The following is a 15,482-nucleotide window of genomic DNA, read 5'->3' as shown; positions in this document are numbered from 1 at the left end:
ACAGGGTATCTCAAAACCGGGGTTTTCCGGATATCCGGTAGCTGTCCCTTTCAGGTTCTCGTACGCGGACGGTCAACCGGCTGGATATCCTGGATAATTTTTCGCGACAGGTAGCCGGCGTAAATATCCGGGGATATGAAAATTCCTGTCAGCCTGCCGGTATCCTCCATGACCGAGAGAGACTCAGCCCGATCAGCCAGCAATAACAATTTCATCGAGAGCCCGGTCTTTTCTCCTGTATCCTGGCAAAAGAACGATGATTCGATATCCTTCCCGCCAATATAGCATTTTACCGGTACAGACCCCGCAAGTTCAGGTCTTCCGACAATAAGGTACACATCAATCCGTTTTGCTGCACGGGAGATGTCGCTGCCATACCGGCTGAGAAATTCTTCATCATTGCAAAGAAGGATAATTTCTGATTTCGCCCTTTTCAGCATCATCCGGATCTGGTTATCCCGGGTCCAGTCTGTATACAGTTTATATCCCTGCATGAGCGGTGCCGGTGTCTCGGTTTCCAGGGTTTTCAGGCGCTCATGCAATCCTTCAAGTGATTTCACGGATTCCCGTTTCAGCCGCTCAAACGTCGCGGTTACATCAACCGGCGAGTACCGCACGGGCGCCTTGCCCGATGAGACAATAAACTTCTTTTTGGAGAGGGAATCGAGCGTCTCATAGATCCTGCCACGGGGAATCTTCGTCTGCTCGTGGATTTCACGGGCGCTTGCCACCCTTAACGCTGACAGACTCACGTACACCCGTGCCTCGTATTCGCTCATCCCGATCTCGTTCAGCTGCGTCAGTAACGCGTCCTCAATCATGGTATTAGCTACTAGTTTCAGGAGCACTTCCTTAATATTTTGATCTTGACCAGTGAATAGGAATGACTGTCACCCAGTTCAAACCAACAAAATGGACATTTCTTTTTCTCATGCTTGCAGCCATGATGATTCTCATGGGAGGGGCAGCGGTCGCACCGGCTCTGCCCTTGATCAGCCAGGCATTTCCCGATGCATCCGATGCCAGCATCTCTTTGATTGTTACACTCCCCGCGCTTGCAATTGCCATCACGGGATTATTCCTCGGGATTCTTTCAGATAAGATCGGCAAAATCAGGGTTCTTGCAGCCTCCGTTGCGGTCTTCACCATTGCAGGAAGCTCCGGATATTATCTCACTTCCATACCTGCAATACTGGCTGGCAGGTTTATTCTCGGGATCGGCATTGCCGGTATCATCTGCACGACATCCGCCCTGATTGTCTGTTATTACGATGGAATTTCCCGCGCCAGAGTGCTCGGTTACCAGGCAGCTGCAATGGGTGTCGGGGTATTGATTCTTGAGACAAGCGGGGGATTACTTGCCGGGATTTCCTGGCGTGCAGCATTCCTCATTTACCTGCTTGGCGTCCTCATTTTCTTCGGGGTTCTTTTAACAATGAAAGAGCCCGTCCGCAAATGCGAGGAGAGCAAAGCAGCACCCGGTGAGACAAAGACCGCCCCGGGTGAAACCTTCCCGATCACCCCTCTCCTCCTGGCATATGTCACCCTGTTCATGGGGAACCTGCTGTTCTTCTTAATGCCGACAAAATTCCCCTATCTGATCGCGAATATGGATGCAGCACGGATTCTGGGCGAGAACACCGCGCTTACCGCCGGGATATTCCTCGGGATAGGGGGCTGTGCCTCGGCAATTCTGGGTATCTTTTACGGGAGAATTGCCTGGAGATTCCACCGGTACACGATCCTGACCGTTACCCTTCTCGCCTTTGGACTCGGCCTGTGCATATTAGGGTTTGCCACGTCGCTTGTCATGGTCGGGCTCGCCGTGATCCTGGTCGGGGTTGGCGAGGGGCTGCTGATGCCAACGATCCTGACCTGGATTGCCGCAATCACCCCCCAGCAGTTTCTCGGGCGGGCAATGGGCGGGTTCTCCGTGTCCTTGAACATCGGCCAGTTTGCTTCCGCACTTGCTGTCGTGCCGGTCATTGCCCTGGTGACAACATACGGTAATATGTTCCTTGCATTCGGGTGCATGGCGCTGGTGCTCGCCGTGCCGTATGTTGTCGCGCTGATAAAGGAGAAGTATTACCCTGTTCAGGCCGCCCCGATCGATCTGCCCCTGGCAGCCCAGAAATAATTTTGGTGATTGAATAAAGTCCACCACTGACCAAAAGTTAGTATAGGATATTTTTTTACAAATTTTGAGTTTTGTAGAAATCCTTTTTTAAGATATGCCACCCCCTCTCCAGTAAATCCATACCATTCATTATCCGTCAATAATCAGCCGACCTGAGCCAGGAGATCTACCTGTGCAGGAACAATCCGGAAGATTATGGTTCAACATATCCTTCGACACGGTAATCCTGCATGCATTCACCGTCAAGGACGCTCTCGAACATGACCGACTGCCCGGCTCCCATCGTACCGATGTACACGGAACGCGAGTCGCGGATAGTACCGGTCCTGCTGTTGACGAGGTTGAGTGCCAGCACAGTGTTTTCAGCCGAGATGTTTCCCGCGTTGTAGGTATACCCGGAGACTTTTCCATAACACCCGAAACCCGGCGACCAGTCCTCGTGATATTCGTAATGGGCCCGGATTGTGTCGCGGGCGGTGTCCTGACCGGAGACCGTGCTTGACGTACAGCCCGCAAGGAACACCGTCGCGATGATGAGTATGAGAACAGCAATTGTCTTCTTCATTGTTCGTCTCCTGATCCTTGATCAGCTAACTCATTATACCCACCCGTTATTTGTTGTTGCGGATCGGGACCTTCAGGAAATTTTTCCGGAAATGGGGAACCATAGCAACGAAAAACAAAACCTGGCAACAGCATCCGGGAATTTTCATTTTTTAGCAAGGGGCGGGCCGAAAATAAAAATGAGATTTGGTTGACCGGATATTCACTCCCGGCAGATTCCGGCCGGGAGACGTTTTTTTTCAACTTCCGATCAGGAACCGTACAATGAACGGCTGATGACGCCATGATTTCCTGATGTATCGCAGGAGATACGCGACAAGGATCATGCTGGCCAGGAGAACAAAATACCAGAAAAAGAACTCCGGGAGGGGTAACCTGATGTCGAGCGGGCATATGATCTTCTCGATGATTGCATAGTGAAGAAGATAGATGGCAAGCGAACATTCGCCGGTTACCCGTAACGGATCCATGAGTGAATACTGCCCCGGGAGATGATCGAGAACGGTCAATACGAGCAGGAAAAACCCTGCACTGAAAACCAGCAGGCCGGCTACCGGGGGATAAAAGAGTTCTACGTACCCGACCCTTACATACTGGGCGCCGGGGATAAGTCCCCAGAGACCACCGCCGGCAACAAGGAGTCCCGCTGCAAACAGTCCCTCTTTGTTATACCGGAACGTGCGCACTGCATCCTTTCCCCAGCGGTAGATCCCGATCTCGGCCCCGAAAAGGGCGACGGCAAGCCAGGGAAAGATCGGGAACCATCCGTCAATGAACCAGGACTTTACGATATCAGGTATTCCCGGGACGGAAGTACCGGAACCGGGTGAGAGGATCAGAGAGATGGCAGGATCGATGGCATCCTGGTTGTACCCGAACCCCATCCAGAGAACCGGAGTCAGTAAGAGGATTGCGACAATAACAATCCAGCGTTTGCGTTCCGGAAGACCGAGATAGAGGTATGCAACCGGGAGGGAAAAACCGATGAGGTACAGGACATCCATGTCGATGAACGGGATGGTATCAAACGCAAGCAGCTGAAGGAATGCCCCGGCGAGGATCACGAGTCCGCCCCTGAGGGCTATGTACCCCAGTGACCTGCCCTTACCGGTCCATGACAGGGCAACCATCATCCCGGCGGTGACGATAAAGAGCGGTGCTGCAAGGGATGAGAGGAAACGGAACCAGTCCGGTGCAGGCGACAAAAATCGGCCGGTATAGACCGGTTACCGGTGGAAAAGTCAGGGTCTGACCTGTCGGGGGAGAGGGGGTTGGCGAACCACACCCATCGTACCGAACCCGGAGGGGGAGTATGTTTTCTCGTATCACACAGCGAGGCAGCCTGACGCGCAAAATGCCTTGCCGGATTTTGCCTAACGCATTTACCGGGATACAAATGTGTTCTCATGATTTTATTGAGCGAGGCTCTGACATCGTGATTGGAACCAGTGATGATCGGGAGGGATGGATTGAGGTATGCCCGGAAACGATGGGGGGGATATGCAGGAGACCCCTATTTACTTTGGTTTTGGGAAACGGCATACAAAATTTCGCAGAACGTGGGTTGCCGTTGCACCGGTAAGGGGAGTGATTTGGCGAAAAATTACAGAAAAAAGTAAGCCTAACAAATCTTCGCCGATATTCCTTCGCATTCCAGGTAATGTAACCCCCATATCCTCATTGCATCGAATACCGGGAAAAGATCGTTACCATAGTCAGTGAGGGAATATTCAACACGGGGAGGTACCTCCGGATACGCAACCCTTGAGATGATCTTCAGGTTCTCCAGTTCCCGAAGATGCGTGGTGAGGGTCTTCGAGTTCACGTTATGCATCTTTTTCTGGAGCTCGGAGAACCGGAGTGTTCCTTTCTTCAGGTTCCAGATGATGAGGATCTTCCACTTGCTTCCCATGACCTCACAAAATAATTCCACGGGACATTTGGATTGTATTCTGGATTCGGACATAATTCCCCCAATAGTTATTTTCTGGTAACAAGGTTACATTTTTCCTTCTGCTTGATATTTGTAACCATACGGGTAACCTGAGGATTGTTTAAGGAGATTTTTCATGGAACATGACAGCCCGCAATGCGTAAAATGCAGTATCCTCCGGTGCGGTTCACACGAAAAGAACAAAAAAGTACCATCATCCTGCCCTGCCGAAAAGTACCCGGATCTGGTGAAGGAGACAACAGAGAAATATAAGCTCCCGGAAAACCGGGCTGTGATCCAGGGATGGCTTGGCCTGATGAAAAAAGTGCTCGACCCGCAAAAACAGAACGAGAAGTACTCCTGGACACGGATTCATGAGATCATCGAATACGCACACATCCGGGGAATGAAGCGACTGGGCATTGCCACGTGTTATGCCCTGATGCCGGAAGCGAGATTATTATCTGACATCCTGGAAGGCAACGGGTTCGAAGTAGTTTCCCTGTCATGTCTCTGCGGGGAAGTAAACCCGCAGGAGCTCGGCATGCCCGGGGAAATATTCTGCAACCCGATATTGCAGGCAGAGGTACTCAACCGGGAAAAAACAGATCTGAACATTATGGTAGGACTCTGTGTCGGGCACGACATTTTATTCCTGCGAAATTGCAAAGCAGAGACAACGCCACTCATTGTTAAGGACCGTTCTCTGGGGCATAATCCTGTGGCCGCCCTGTACCAGAGCAGGGGGTTTTTCAGGGACCGGTTTGTCAGAACATGAGTGCAGGGTAGGCCCCTTGGGCGAAGACCGATATCCACCGGTTGTTCCCGGGTTCGCAATGTTCTCCGTGAATTGCCCGGACCTGTTTTTGCGATTCAAAAAGGGACCCGGCTGATCGGTGACAGAATATTTTATCGTATCCTGTCCCAGAGGTTCTGCATGGATACCTGCCGACCGATTCGGTTCACGTGCATTATGATCGCAATCCTCATCCTCCTGACAGGAGCAGCCGGCTGCACCGGGACGCAGCCCGCCACGTCAACCGTGCCGGTTCCCGGTAGCACGCAGGCTCTTGTATCTCCTGTCAATCAGACCGGCTCCGGGCCGGAGGAGAGTCCGGCGACCCAATGCGATCCTCAGGTTGCTGCTCCCCGGGTCCCTGTTCCGGTTGATACATCCGTCCCGATCCAGGATCCGATGCCCGACATCCGGTATTCCCTGAACCGGAGCGAATCCGACAGGACTATTGTGCTCGGGAAGGGGGACATTGTTGAGATCAACCTTGGATTTGCCCCGTCACTTGCCATGCGCTGGACGGTCCCTGTCTCCGGGTGCGGACTCGAACTGGTGAATGACGGAACCTATTATACAGGTAACGATTTCTGGAATAATACCGGCTATTACCGGGCCCGGTACCGGGCTGTCAGCCCCGGGACATCGGTCCTTAACGGAAAATTGGTCATCAGACCTGAAGAAGCGGGGGGTCTCCTGTTCAATCTGACCGTGATCGTGAAGTAGGCCCGGACAATAATGCCTCAGGGTATAATCGGGTGACCGCTGTTGAGGGGGCTGGCAGGGGGCCGGATCGGGACCCCCTGTTTGCTTTCCGGTGCGAACAGAACCCCTCGCATTACGTAGACCTTTTCCGTAGACTTCTCATGCTCGCGGCCTGACGGCCCCTTGCATTGGAAAATATTCGCAGGGTATTTTCCAGATTCCCACCGTTTAAATATCCCTGTTCCTAACCAGATAATAACGATTAATTCATCAGGATGGTTTTTTATCATGTCCGAATCTGCAAAATCGCCGCTTGCCAATCTCGTACTGTTCATGATCTGCTTATCGGTTGCCGGGGCGTTTATTGCCGGAGTGCATTATTACGCGGTCGATCTCCCGCAACAGAAGAACGTGCAGGTGCCATCAAATGAGTGTATGTACACGTATGAGCAGTGTACGTATGACTACAGCAATAATCGCTGGGTATCGCTGTGCTGCTATAAGGACTGCTGCACCAGCATAGCCGAAATGGACTCGGCACTCCAGTGGAAAGATTGATTGATAACGGGCAGGGGGGAATCGATGGGAGGTCCCCATCCATTTTGATTTTTGGTTCGATCAGATCACCCTATCTCCATTGGACATTAAGTGATTGCCATCGGAGAAAACCCCCTTCCTTATTCCCCACGTAAAACCCGTCCCGGAGCCCAAAACGGCAAAAGAAGGTGGGGAGAGGAAATACGGGGGTGACCGGTATACTTTTATCCGCTGTTCCTGATCATGTGTGCCCCAAGGGCGAATGCATTCGCGCAGTCTTTCGGGAACTGCTCGTCCCGGTGCCGCTTCTTTTCCTCCGGGTCAAAGAGCGTGGACATGTACTTCGCATAGTCAGAAAACTGGTACGTATCAGTAACCCAGAGCGCTTCGCAGGAGCCGAAGATCCGTTCCATTGCCATCTCCGTCAGCCGGGCATTGCGCTCATAGCCCATCTCCCGTACCATCGCCTCCGACGCCCCGGCAGTGTAGATGAACCCGGTCCGGATCTTTTTTGGGAAGAGCGTGGATCGAGGTGGATCGTATACCGAGTACTGGAATGCCAGCCGCTCAAGGAAACACCGGGTTTCCCCAGTGATCGCCCCGTAGTAGATGGGCGAGCCGATGAGGATCGCGTCTGCCTTCTCGACCTTCCTGAAGATCGGCTTCAGGTCGTCTTTTATGGCGCAGTGGCCGTAACTCTTCCCGCCGAGGCGCTTACAGGCAAAGCAGCTGGTGCAGCCGCGGTAGTCCAGATCGTAGAGGTTGTAGAGTTCGGTTGTTGCCCCTTCCGATTCGGCGCCTTTCAGGGCATGGGAAAGGAGCGTTGCAGTGTTCCACTTCTTCCGCGGGCTCCCGTTGAATGCGATCAGGTGCATAATCTGGTATTGGAAGGTCCGGGTAAAATAGATGAGGACTTGGCGACGGGAGAGTCCTGGAACACTGACGTCTCCGGCCGCTCATCAGATAACCCGATGACCCTATCGCTGAACGTCATGTGACCGGGTATGATGACAACATCCGTCTTCTGTCGTGAGAACGGTGAGTATTTCTTCGTACAGTACCGGATCCGGAATACCCCGCCGGGGTATTTCCTGCAACACGTGAACGGCACCCCGCTCGCGGTACCGGACAGTACCCTGCACCAGCCGGACTTCAAGACCGATCCTCCGCAAACGTCCCGGCTCGTTACCCTCACTGAGTCCGGCAACAATTTCCAACAGGCATATTCTGCTACAAATCCCAACCCCGGGTCTGTCTCCATTGTCAGCAATCCAAACGTTCCAATCTCCCCTCCCGGGCCCGACACGGTTGTACCATAACCCGGGAACACCAGCCGCACGTAAAGGGCATGCCGGAGAGATCCATTTTTTGCCGGTGTTTTATGCAGGGATATCCTGCATACCAGCCATAGCATTTCGTCAGGTTAAAACCTGATCCCGGTAATTTTCCTTTATGAATGATTCTCATCATCTGATGATTATCCTGATTTTTGTTGCATTGGTTATCCTTTCTGCCGGCTGTACTGCGACAGACGGGAACGGTATCATTCAACCCATTTTTACGCCTTCCACGGGCCTGTCCCACTCCGGCAATGCCGTGGATTCCCAAGATGATACCCAGCTCCGGGAGGTCATTCCCCACCTGGATACCTATGCGGAGAAGGCACGGGAGAGATGGAATGTCCCGGGCATGGCAGTCGCCATTGTCAAAGACGGGAAGATCGTCTTTGTCAAGGCATATGGCACAAAGACCGCCGGGGGATCCGACCCCGTTACACCGGATACCGTATTCGAGGTTGGTTCCACCTCAAAGGCATTCATGGCCGCCCTTGTAGCCATGGAAGTGGACAGCGGCAGGATGAACTGGAACGATCCGGTGATCCAGTATGTCCCGGATTTCCAGATGAGCGATCCCTGGATCACAAAAGAGTTCACGCTCACCGATGCACTTGCCCACCGGAGCGGCCTGTACGAGAAGTGGGGTCAGGATCTTGCAACACTGGGGTACAACCAGAGCGAGACTATCCATGCACTGCGGTATGCAGAGCCGGTCACGGGTTTCCGGACCACGTACCGGTACCAGAATATTTTCTATATCGTGGATGCCGCAGCAGTCGAAAATACTAGCGGGATGGACTTTGAACAGAACGTGAAGACCCGGATCTTTACCCCGCTTGACATGAAGAGCGGTTCCACCGGTTACGCTGCATTCGTATCGGAACCCGACCACGCGGGTCTTCATATGATCGGGGAGCTGCCCAATGGTACCCTTGTGCCGGTTGTTACCGATCCCGACTGGCGGTTCAATACGATCACCGACAATCTGGGACCGGCCGGGGAAATCAATGCGAACGTGAAGGACATGGCCACATGGACGATCTTCCAGCTCGGGAACGGGACCTATGACGGGAAACGGCTCATAAGCCCGGAGAATATGGCCTACATGCACACGCCCCGGATCCCGATGGCCGAAGAGTCGACAGCCGATTCCAGACAATATTACTGCCAGGGCTGGATATACCAGGAGATGAACGGGACGCCCCCGGTGGTCAAGCATACCGGTGAGACCCTCGGCAACCATGCCTATATCCTGATGGTCCCCCAGGAGAACCTGGGCATCGTTGTTCTCGCAAACGAAGCCGGGATTGGCCTCAATGAAGATGTCGGCGACACATTCTACAGGATGTATTACAGTACCTACACACCGGATCCCGCTCTGGACACCACAAGCCCGTACTCCGGGGTCTATAAGGACTTCCTCTTCCCAAAACCCGCTCTCCGGCCGGAGAATCCGGCCTCTCCCCTCCCGCTGGAACAGTATACCGGCATCTATACGAGCACGGTCTATGGCACGGCGACCGTTGCTGAAGAGAACGGGAACCTGACCCTGACGCTCGGGAAAGATCCCATTACACTCTATCTCTCACCCTGGGACGGGAACACTTTCAAATCAACCTGCCCGGTATGGACCTGGGGGCCGGCGTACGATGGCAGGGTGACGTTTGGCACATCCCCCGATGGCACGGTCCGCAACCTGACAACGTCACTCTTCCTGCAGAAACTCTTCCACCAGGACGCGACTTTTGTCCGGACCGGTGCTGGATAGACAAAAACCCTTTTTTTATACAGGTGCCGTGGTACCCTGTACCCCGTCAACCATGATTTAAAATGCAGTTCATCTCATCTGCCAGACCATCGTTTCGTCAGGTTAAAAAATAATCACGGTAACATTCGTGTATGAAGAATTCTACCGGATGTCTTCTCTGCCTCATTGTTTTTGCACTGTTTGTCCTCTCCGCCGGCTGTACTGCGACAACCGGGACTGACATCATTCAGCCCATCGCCACTCCTGCCCAGGTCCAGCCTCACTCCGGCACAGCGGTGAATCCGCAGAATGAGACCCAGCTCCGCGAGTTCATCGCCAGCTTCGATACCTATGCTGATCAAGCACGGCAGGACTGGAACGTCCCGGGTATGGCCATTGCCATTGTACAGGACGGGAAGATCGTCTTTGTGAAAGGTTACGGCGTCAAGACCGCCGGCGGTTCCGACCCCGTCACTACCGACACGGTCTTCCAGATCGGCTCAACATCCAAGGCATTCACGGCTGCACTCGCTGCCATGGAAGTGGACAGCGGCCGGATGAACTGGAGCGATCCGGTGATCCGGTACGTCCCGGACTTCCAGATGAAAGACCCCTGGGTGACCCATGAGTACTCGATCACCGACTCTCTCTCACAGAGAAGCGGTCTTCCGGGCTACTGGGGAACGGACCTTGCCATGGTGGGGGACACCCGGAGCGACATGATCCATGCCCTCCGGTATGCTGAACCGGTCTCCAGTTTCCGGTCGGAGTTCGCGTACCAGAACCTGGCCTTCCTCGTGACCGCCGCGGCGATTGAGAAGACGAGCCACATGAGCTGGGAAGAGAACTTAAAGACCCGGATCTTCACCCCGCTCAACATGACTAGCGCTTCCACGAGTTATGCTGCATTCCGATCGGCCCCCGACCATACCTCACTCCACACGACCGGTGTCATCGGCAACACGACCGGGCCGGTTGTTACGGACCCCGACTGGCAGTTCAATGATTTCAGCACGGTCATGGGACCGGCCGGCGGCATCAATGCCAACGTTAAGGATATGGCCACCTGGACAATCTTCCAGCTGGGTAACGGGTCCTATGAAGGAAAACTCCTGATCAGCCCGGAGAATATGGCCTATATGCACACCCCGAGAACCCCGAGAGCAATTGTGAGCGCGGTAAATGCTTCGAAGCCGTATTACTGCCAGGGATGGGTGTACGAGGAGCAGCCGGGATACCCGTCCCTTGTCTGGCACAACGGTGAGACGCTGGGCAACCATGCGATGGTCCTCATGATCCCCGACAAAAACACCGGGATCGTGATCCTGGCAAACAATGCTGACGCAGCCCTTCCCGATGCGCTCGGCCGGACGTTCTACAACCGGTATGTGGGCATGGAAAACCCTGACGTCAGTGCAGAATCCCTGAAGAAGTACCGGAATGACAGCGTCGCACTCCTTCTTCCCGGGCCGGTCCGGCCGGCAAATGCTACTCCACCCCAGGCCATTAGCATGTACACCGGGTCATACACGAATGATGTCTATGGTACGGCCACCGTTACCGAAGATAACGGGAACCTGACCCTTACCTTCGGGAAACGACCGATCATCTACAACCTGTCTCCCTGGGACGGGAATACCTTCTCCGCAACGTGCCCGCAATGGAGCCCGACGTTTAATGGCAGGGTCACCTTCACTCCCGGACCTGATGCCACCGCCCGCCAGGTGACGATATCGCTCTTTGCCGTTGACGGGAACGCGACATTTGACCGGACGTGAAGAGGTGATGAGGGGGACCGGATGATGCAATCCGGTTCCTCCGGATCTATGAGACCTGGTGCGGCGACTGGACCGGGACCGGAAGAAACTCCGTGAGAAAGATCCGGATAAAATTGTCAAAAGTATCATGGAGAAAAGGAAGAACGTTCCTGCTCCATGAAGTCCCGCATCTTTGTTATTGCATGGTGTGACAGGTCACGCTGGCGAAACCTGCACCAGATTGTTGGCGCCAACAAAAGTGGTCCGGATCAATACAATCTGGGATCGGGCAATGATGGGGATGCGGATCCTGGCATCCGGTGTCCCGGTATGTATGTTTGGAATTTTTCAGGTTATTTTTTTCCAAAAACCACTCGTTTATATGGGATTTTTACCTACCCTAGAATTACAATTCATCCATCAGGAGGGTTTTTTAAAATGACCGATACAAAATCCCCGCTTGCCAGCCTCGTACTGTTTATGATCTGCATTGCGATCCTCGGTAGCATCATTGCCGGCGCGTATTATTTCGCTATCGAAAAACCGTCGCATGACGCATTGACGGCACCGTCAAATCTCCAGCCGTCATTTTCTCCGCTCGCCACCTGTCTGTCGAAGTGTCATGAAGCCTATTTCAACTGCCTGGAGGACAGTACAACCGATGTCAGTAATGGTGAACCTGAGTGCTCAACGGACCAGGATACCTGTGAGCATAAATGCTGGAAGTAGGGGTGAGGGAGAGTAATCCCGTCTCCGTCGTAGACTCCCGGCCCCGGGAGCCCCATCCGGACTAAGTACCCCAAAATGAGGTACTAATTCGCCAGAATGAGGGACTAAGTCCCCGTTTTCCCCTTATTTTCACGTCGTGGAATTGCGAACGTAAATAGCGCTAATACAGGGGCGAAACGGAGGGGAATACGGGTTGGGGGAGATGGGATCTGAAGGAGAGGCTGTTTTCCGGGGGGTATACGTCGGTGGGGAAAGGGGCTCCGTCAGAGAAACCGGCGTGCAGACCCGTATCGGGCTGGAGTCCCCCCGGATTTTTGCCGGTGTCCGGTTACGGGAATACGCATATATCTATCCAAATCCCCTGAGACACTATGCAGTCACCGCTCGTCCCGCCGCTGGCGCCGGTAACACGGGAGACGATCCTCGCCTCCACGAAACCCGGTTCCCTTACGCGGAGGATCCGGCTCGCGCTGTACGACCTGGGGATTGGCACGCGGCCGACCGGGTTTCCGTACGTGTTCTGGGTGAAGAAAAATGAGTGAGGAACGTAAAATGAACGTGCAACGAGGTTTATCTTTTTGCGGGCCGGTTCTGATCGGACTTGAAAAAAATTTCCAGTTGGGATCGGAGTTGAATAATTTTCAAACCGGTTCTGATCGGGCTGAGCAAAAGTAAAGCTGATGTACAGGTTCATGGGAGCGCGAGCCCGGCATTAGGTCAGACAAACCCCTATGGCCATCACTCCGTTGCTGTTGTCGGGTGGGCCGATGGTGCATTTGACGCACTTGAGATCAACGACGGCTGGTCAACATCAGTATCCCGGTATATTGTTTTCAACAATTGGACATACACAAATCCTGTGTATATCCAACCATGATGCCGGAGGAAAAAACCATTTTTTTATTATGTTAAAAAAATAATGAACTGATACTAATGGAGATCGTATAAATGTATTCACTGATAGGCCGGTTGTTTGATGGGAAACCATTGAACATCATATCCACCGGCCCTCTGCCATCGTTCATAATCGAACGGGATATTTTTCTTTTAGGCGTATTGATTGCGGTGTGCATTTTTTTTCTGGGCTTGCGCATGCGATCGCAAAAGTCCCAGGCATGTATCCTCATCGTATCGGGACTGTCATTTTCCATCGCCGCGTATCTAATCCAGACATACATGGATACATGGTTTCCCGAACTTTTCATCACCGGGAATTGGCAGACGTTCCGGAACGATCTCTCCACAATTCTGGGATACATCACAATCCTCATAGGGGCGCTGGTTCCGGCTATTTTTCTTGTTCTCCGCATGCGATTGAAGATCTGGTGGAACTATCTGCTTCTTCTCGGTACATTGATCGGGACTACAACACTCTATTATTCGTATTTCGATTCTGTTTTGATGACCCCGGGCAACAACATCAGCATGCCCGAATGGATCCTGGCAATCTCGCCATTCATCGCAGCGGTTGCCATCGCAACGGCAATCTTCGGGTATTTCCTTGTTATACGGGAGATCTTCGACCATGTTGCATCACGGCCTACGCAAATCATCCTTATTGGCGCAGTGACCGCATCGGCAATTCTTTTGACCTACCAGACGGGTGTTGCTCTGTATGCCATGATAGCAGCGCTCGTACTCGTAAAATGTATGAAATGGATCCCTTCTGGTGTTATGGCCGTGAGCATAATCTGCCTTGCAATCGCAAGCGAGATCGCCGGTTCATATTTCGGCGCTATGGGGCGGGATGTTGGCCAGTATGTCCCGGTCTGGGTGTTCCCGCTGGTCTTCATGGCTCTGATCGCGCTTGTCCCTGCACTCCGCACGCTGCCGAAGATCAATCCAGATCTGCGTAATCTCTTTGTTTTTGGCGTCACATGGGCAACCGTATTGCTGGTTGCCCTTATCGGCATCGTATTCTCAGCAGGAATTTTCAAACAACCGGATCTTCTCCCGCAGACACTGATCTCGATTGTCGTAAATTGTGTACTGGGTGCTGGTATCGCGACAATTCTTTATTATGTTCTGCCGGCAGTGCTAAAATTTCTACGAGCGGACGATCAAAATGGAACACGTGATTCCTATGACAATTCGTAATAATTTTTTATTTTTTTCCCGGGCCTGGAAATATACCGTACCGGTCCTGATCGGGTTGTTGATGATTATTCCCGCGATCAACGCGCAACCTGGGGTCGTGACTTCGACAAATCTTGCCGGCGATTCAACTCTTAGTATTGACATCATCACTCCTCAGGAAAATGAGTTCTTTTTATCGGATGTCGTACCACACCACATCTGGGTGACCGGTGAGGTGAAAAGCCCGGTACCATTACAGTCAATTATCGTCAGTTCCAGTGAGGGATCAATTAACTGTGGCAATCAATCCTCATTCGGTTGTAACGTTGTAGTAGCAAAGGGATTGGACAGAATCGTTGTCACTGTAACAGATATAGCCGGGAACCATGTCTTCCGGACACGGAATATTAGAGTCGAAACCGGGATGCCTGACCTGCCCCTGAGGATAACCATCTCCGGGAAAATTACAACTCCTGATGGGGATCCTGTCGAAGGGGCTACGATCCGCACAGAATTTTTCAGGACTTATGATACAAAAACGGTTACCGTGGAATCGGAAGCCGATGGCTCATATCGTATTAACAATGCACATGGTTTCCGGCAGACTATGAGTGTTGAGAAAGAAGGGTATACAAATGTCACAAAAGAGATGATCTTCAATAAAAATCTCAACACAGCCGACTTTGTTCTTGAACCTGTAACACAACCTGCGCCCGGCTTTTCTTCTGTTCTGTGCCTTGTTGCAATACTCGGAGCTCTGATTATTTCTTTGAGAGCGCGGACACAATAACCTATTTCACTCATTGCCAATACGGTGAATGTATCGGTCTCATATTTCCATCGGACACGCTCCGTTGGATTACACACTTCATCCATTATAACAACGGGGTCTGGGCAGCGGATACCTGTGTGAGGCCGTCGTAAGGATACAATTGTCTGGAGAATGAAACCTTGAAAGAAACAGCAGATCTGAAAAGATGGATCATATGGGGCACGATACCCTTTATCATGCTCTTCATTTTTTTCCTCGCGATCCTCATCCACCCCATCGGTCCCGGACTGCCGCAGCACCAGGATTTTTCCACCGGGATTATCTGGAACGTGGGACATCGTTGCGACTCACCGGATCGTGCGAATACCCCGGGACCTGATCTCTGTATCAGCCAGCGG

Annotated in this window: 17 protein-coding genes; 11 read left to right on the top strand and 6 right to left on the bottom strand. The window is 52.6% G+C overall.

The features are described 5' to 3' along the window. Positions 1-50 precede the first annotated feature (50 nt). Positions 51-848: a helix-turn-helix domain-containing protein gene (locus LUQ43_RS08675; protein WP_299966376.1), complete on the bottom strand. Its 798-nt coding sequence runs from the start codon at positions 846-848 to the stop codon at positions 51-53. 35 nt (positions 849-883) lie between these two features. Here LUQ43_RS08675 and LUQ43_RS08670 point away from each other — a divergent pair, with 35 nt between their 5' ends. Continuing rightward, the gene (locus tag LUQ43_RS08670) at positions 884-2,137 is read left to right on the top strand and encodes an MFS transporter (protein WP_299966375.1); all 1,254 of its coding nucleotides are present in this window, start codon (positions 884-886) and stop codon (positions 2,135-2,137) included. A 193-nt stretch (positions 2,138-2,330) separates the two neighbouring features. On the opposite strand, the gene LUQ43_RS08665 is transcribed toward LUQ43_RS08670, so the two are convergent. The 4 genes from LUQ43_RS08665 to LUQ43_RS08650 all read right to left on the bottom strand — a co-directional run bounded on the left by LUQ43_RS08665 (position 2,331) and on the right by LUQ43_RS08650 (position 4,613). Then, the gene (locus LUQ43_RS08665) at positions 2,331-2,702 is read right to left on the bottom strand and encodes a hypothetical protein (protein ID WP_299966374.1); all 372 of its coding nucleotides are present in this window, start codon (positions 2,700-2,702) and stop codon (positions 2,331-2,333) included. After that, positions 2,699-2,944, bottom strand: a complete 246-nt coding sequence (locus tag LUQ43_RS08660) for a hypothetical protein (protein WP_299966373.1) — start codon at positions 2,942-2,944, stop codon at positions 2,699-2,701. Before LUQ43_RS08660 ends, LUQ43_RS08665 begins: the two co-directional genes overlap by 4 nt. Then, entirely contained in the window at positions 2,941-3,906 is a 966-nt protein-coding gene (locus tag LUQ43_RS08655) for a heparan-alpha-glucosaminide N-acetyltransferase domain-containing protein (protein ID WP_299966372.1), read from the bottom strand. The genes LUQ43_RS08660 and LUQ43_RS08655 overlap by 4 nt, the downstream gene beginning before the upstream one ends. 416 nt (positions 3,907-4,322) lie before the next feature. Then, the gene (locus tag LUQ43_RS08650; RefSeq protein ID WP_299966371.1) at positions 4,323-4,613 is read right to left on the bottom strand and encodes a helix-turn-helix domain-containing protein; all 291 of its coding nucleotides are present in this window, start codon (positions 4,611-4,613) and stop codon (positions 4,323-4,325) included. Between the two features lie 157 nt (positions 4,614-4,770). On the opposite strand from LUQ43_RS08650, the gene LUQ43_RS08645 reads away from it, so the two are divergent. The 3 genes from LUQ43_RS08645 (at position 4,771) to LUQ43_RS08635 (ending at position 6,687) form a co-directional block, all read left to right on the top strand. Continuing rightward, positions 4,771-5,412, top strand: a complete 642-nt coding sequence (locus tag LUQ43_RS08645) for a DUF1847 domain-containing protein (protein WP_299966360.1) — start codon at positions 4,771-4,773, stop codon at positions 5,410-5,412. A 159-nt stretch (positions 5,413-5,571) separates the two neighbouring features. Further along, positions 5,572-6,150, top strand: a complete 579-nt coding sequence (locus LUQ43_RS08640) for a hypothetical protein (protein ID WP_299966357.1) — start codon at positions 5,572-5,574, stop codon at positions 6,148-6,150. Between the two features lie 267 nt (positions 6,151-6,417). Next, on the top strand, positions 6,418-6,687 hold the full coding sequence (locus LUQ43_RS08635) for a hypothetical protein (protein ID WP_299966354.1): 270 nt from the start codon (positions 6,418-6,420) through the stop codon (positions 6,685-6,687). Between the two features lie 203 nt (positions 6,688-6,890). Here the strand turns inward: LUQ43_RS08635 and LUQ43_RS08630 are convergent, their stop codons facing one another. Beyond that, a complete protein-coding gene (locus tag LUQ43_RS08630; RefSeq protein ID WP_299966351.1) occupies positions 6,891-7,541 on the bottom strand; it encodes a flavodoxin family protein in 651 nt (216 codons plus the stop codon). A 129-nt stretch (positions 7,542-7,670) separates the two neighbouring features. On the opposite strand from LUQ43_RS08630, the gene LUQ43_RS08625 reads away from it, so the two are divergent. From LUQ43_RS08625 to LUQ43_RS08595, 7 genes are all read left to right on the top strand, one after another. Continuing rightward, complete coding sequence (locus LUQ43_RS08625) at positions 7,671-7,985, top strand: hypothetical protein (protein WP_299966348.1); 315 nt, start codon at positions 7,671-7,673, stop codon at positions 7,983-7,985. Positions 7,986-8,139: 154 nt separating this feature from the next. After that, positions 8,140-9,771, top strand: a complete 1,632-nt coding sequence (locus tag LUQ43_RS08620; protein WP_299966345.1) for a serine hydrolase — start codon at positions 8,140-8,142, stop codon at positions 9,769-9,771. Positions 9,772-9,902: 131 nt separating this feature from the next. Next, the gene (locus tag LUQ43_RS08615; protein WP_299966343.1) at positions 9,903-11,528 is read left to right on the top strand and encodes a serine hydrolase; all 1,626 of its coding nucleotides are present in this window, start codon (positions 9,903-9,905) and stop codon (positions 11,526-11,528) included. Positions 11,529-11,945: 417 nt separating this feature from the next. Continuing rightward, positions 11,946-12,236: a hypothetical protein gene (locus LUQ43_RS08610; protein WP_299966341.1), complete on the top strand. Its 291-nt coding sequence runs from the start codon at positions 11,946-11,948 to the stop codon at positions 12,234-12,236. 371 nt (positions 12,237-12,607) lie between these two features. Continuing rightward, positions 12,608-12,778: a hypothetical protein gene (locus LUQ43_RS08605; protein ID WP_299966339.1), complete on the top strand. Its 171-nt coding sequence runs from the start codon at positions 12,608-12,610 to the stop codon at positions 12,776-12,778. A gap of 550 nt (positions 12,779-13,328) precedes the next feature. After that, positions 13,329-14,333, top strand: a complete 1,005-nt coding sequence (locus LUQ43_RS08600; RefSeq protein WP_299966336.1) for a hypothetical protein — start codon at positions 13,329-13,331, stop codon at positions 14,331-14,333. Further along, positions 14,302-15,102, top strand: a complete 801-nt coding sequence (locus LUQ43_RS08595) for a carboxypeptidase-like regulatory domain-containing protein (protein WP_299966334.1) — start codon at positions 14,302-14,304, stop codon at positions 15,100-15,102. The genes LUQ43_RS08600 and LUQ43_RS08595 overlap by 32 nt, the downstream gene beginning before the upstream one ends. The last annotated feature ends 380 nt before the right edge of the window (positions 15,103-15,482 follow it).

Origin of the sequence: Methanoregula sp., assembly GCF_028679125.1 — an archaeon.
Lineage (GTDB): Archaea > Halobacteriota > Methanomicrobia > Methanomicrobiales > Methanospirillaceae > Methanoregula.
This window is presented reverse-complemented; position numbering and strand designations above follow the sequence as displayed.

What these genes read in the sequence shown, in the direction of transcription:
- LUQ43_RS08610 (WP_299966341.1), top strand. Translation starts at nt 11,946, where the DNA reads ATGACCGATACAAAATCCCCGCTTGCCAGCCTCGTACTGTTTATGATC.
- LUQ43_RS08600 (WP_299966336.1), top strand. Translation starts at nt 13,329, where the DNA reads ATGCGATCGCAAAAGTCCCAGGCATGTATCCTCATCGTATCGGGACTG.
- LUQ43_RS08645 (WP_299966360.1), top strand. Translation starts at nt 4,771, where the DNA reads ATGGAACATGACAGCCCGCAATGCGTAAAATGCAGTATCCTCCGGTGC.
- LUQ43_RS08670 (WP_299966375.1), top strand. Translation starts at nt 884, where the DNA reads ATGACTGTCACCCAGTTCAAACCAACAAAATGGACATTTCTTTTTCTC.
- LUQ43_RS08625 (WP_299966348.1), top strand. Translation starts at nt 7,671, where the DNA reads ATGATGACAACATCCGTCTTCTGTCGTGAGAACGGTGAGTATTTCTTC.
- LUQ43_RS08605 (WP_299966339.1), top strand. Translation starts at nt 12,608, where the DNA reads ATGCAGTCACCGCTCGTCCCGCCGCTGGCGCCGGTAACACGGGAGACG.
- LUQ43_RS08595 (WP_299966334.1), top strand. Translation starts at nt 14,302, where the DNA reads ATGGAACACGTGATTCCTATGACAATTCGTAATAATTTTTTATTTTTT.
- LUQ43_RS08640 (WP_299966357.1), top strand. Translation starts at nt 5,572, where the DNA reads ATGGATACCTGCCGACCGATTCGGTTCACGTGCATTATGATCGCAATC.
- LUQ43_RS08650 (WP_299966371.1), bottom strand. Translation starts at nt 4,613, where the DNA reads ATGGGAAGCAAGTGGAAGATCCTCATCATCTGGAACCTGAAGAAAGGA.
- LUQ43_RS08620 (WP_299966345.1), top strand. Translation starts at nt 8,140, where the DNA reads ATGATTATCCTGATTTTTGTTGCATTGGTTATCCTTTCTGCCGGCTGT.
- LUQ43_RS08615 (WP_299966343.1), top strand. Translation starts at nt 9,903, where the DNA reads ATGAAGAATTCTACCGGATGTCTTCTCTGCCTCATTGTTTTTGCACTG.
- LUQ43_RS08665 (WP_299966374.1), bottom strand. Translation starts at nt 2,702, where the DNA reads ATGAAGAAGACAATTGCTGTTCTCATACTCATCATCGCGACGGTGTTC.
- LUQ43_RS08635 (WP_299966354.1), top strand. Translation starts at nt 6,418, where the DNA reads ATGTCCGAATCTGCAAAATCGCCGCTTGCCAATCTCGTACTGTTCATG.
- LUQ43_RS08630 (WP_299966351.1), bottom strand. Translation starts at nt 7,541, where the DNA reads ATGCACCTGATCGCATTCAACGGGAGCCCGCGGAAGAAGTGGAACACT.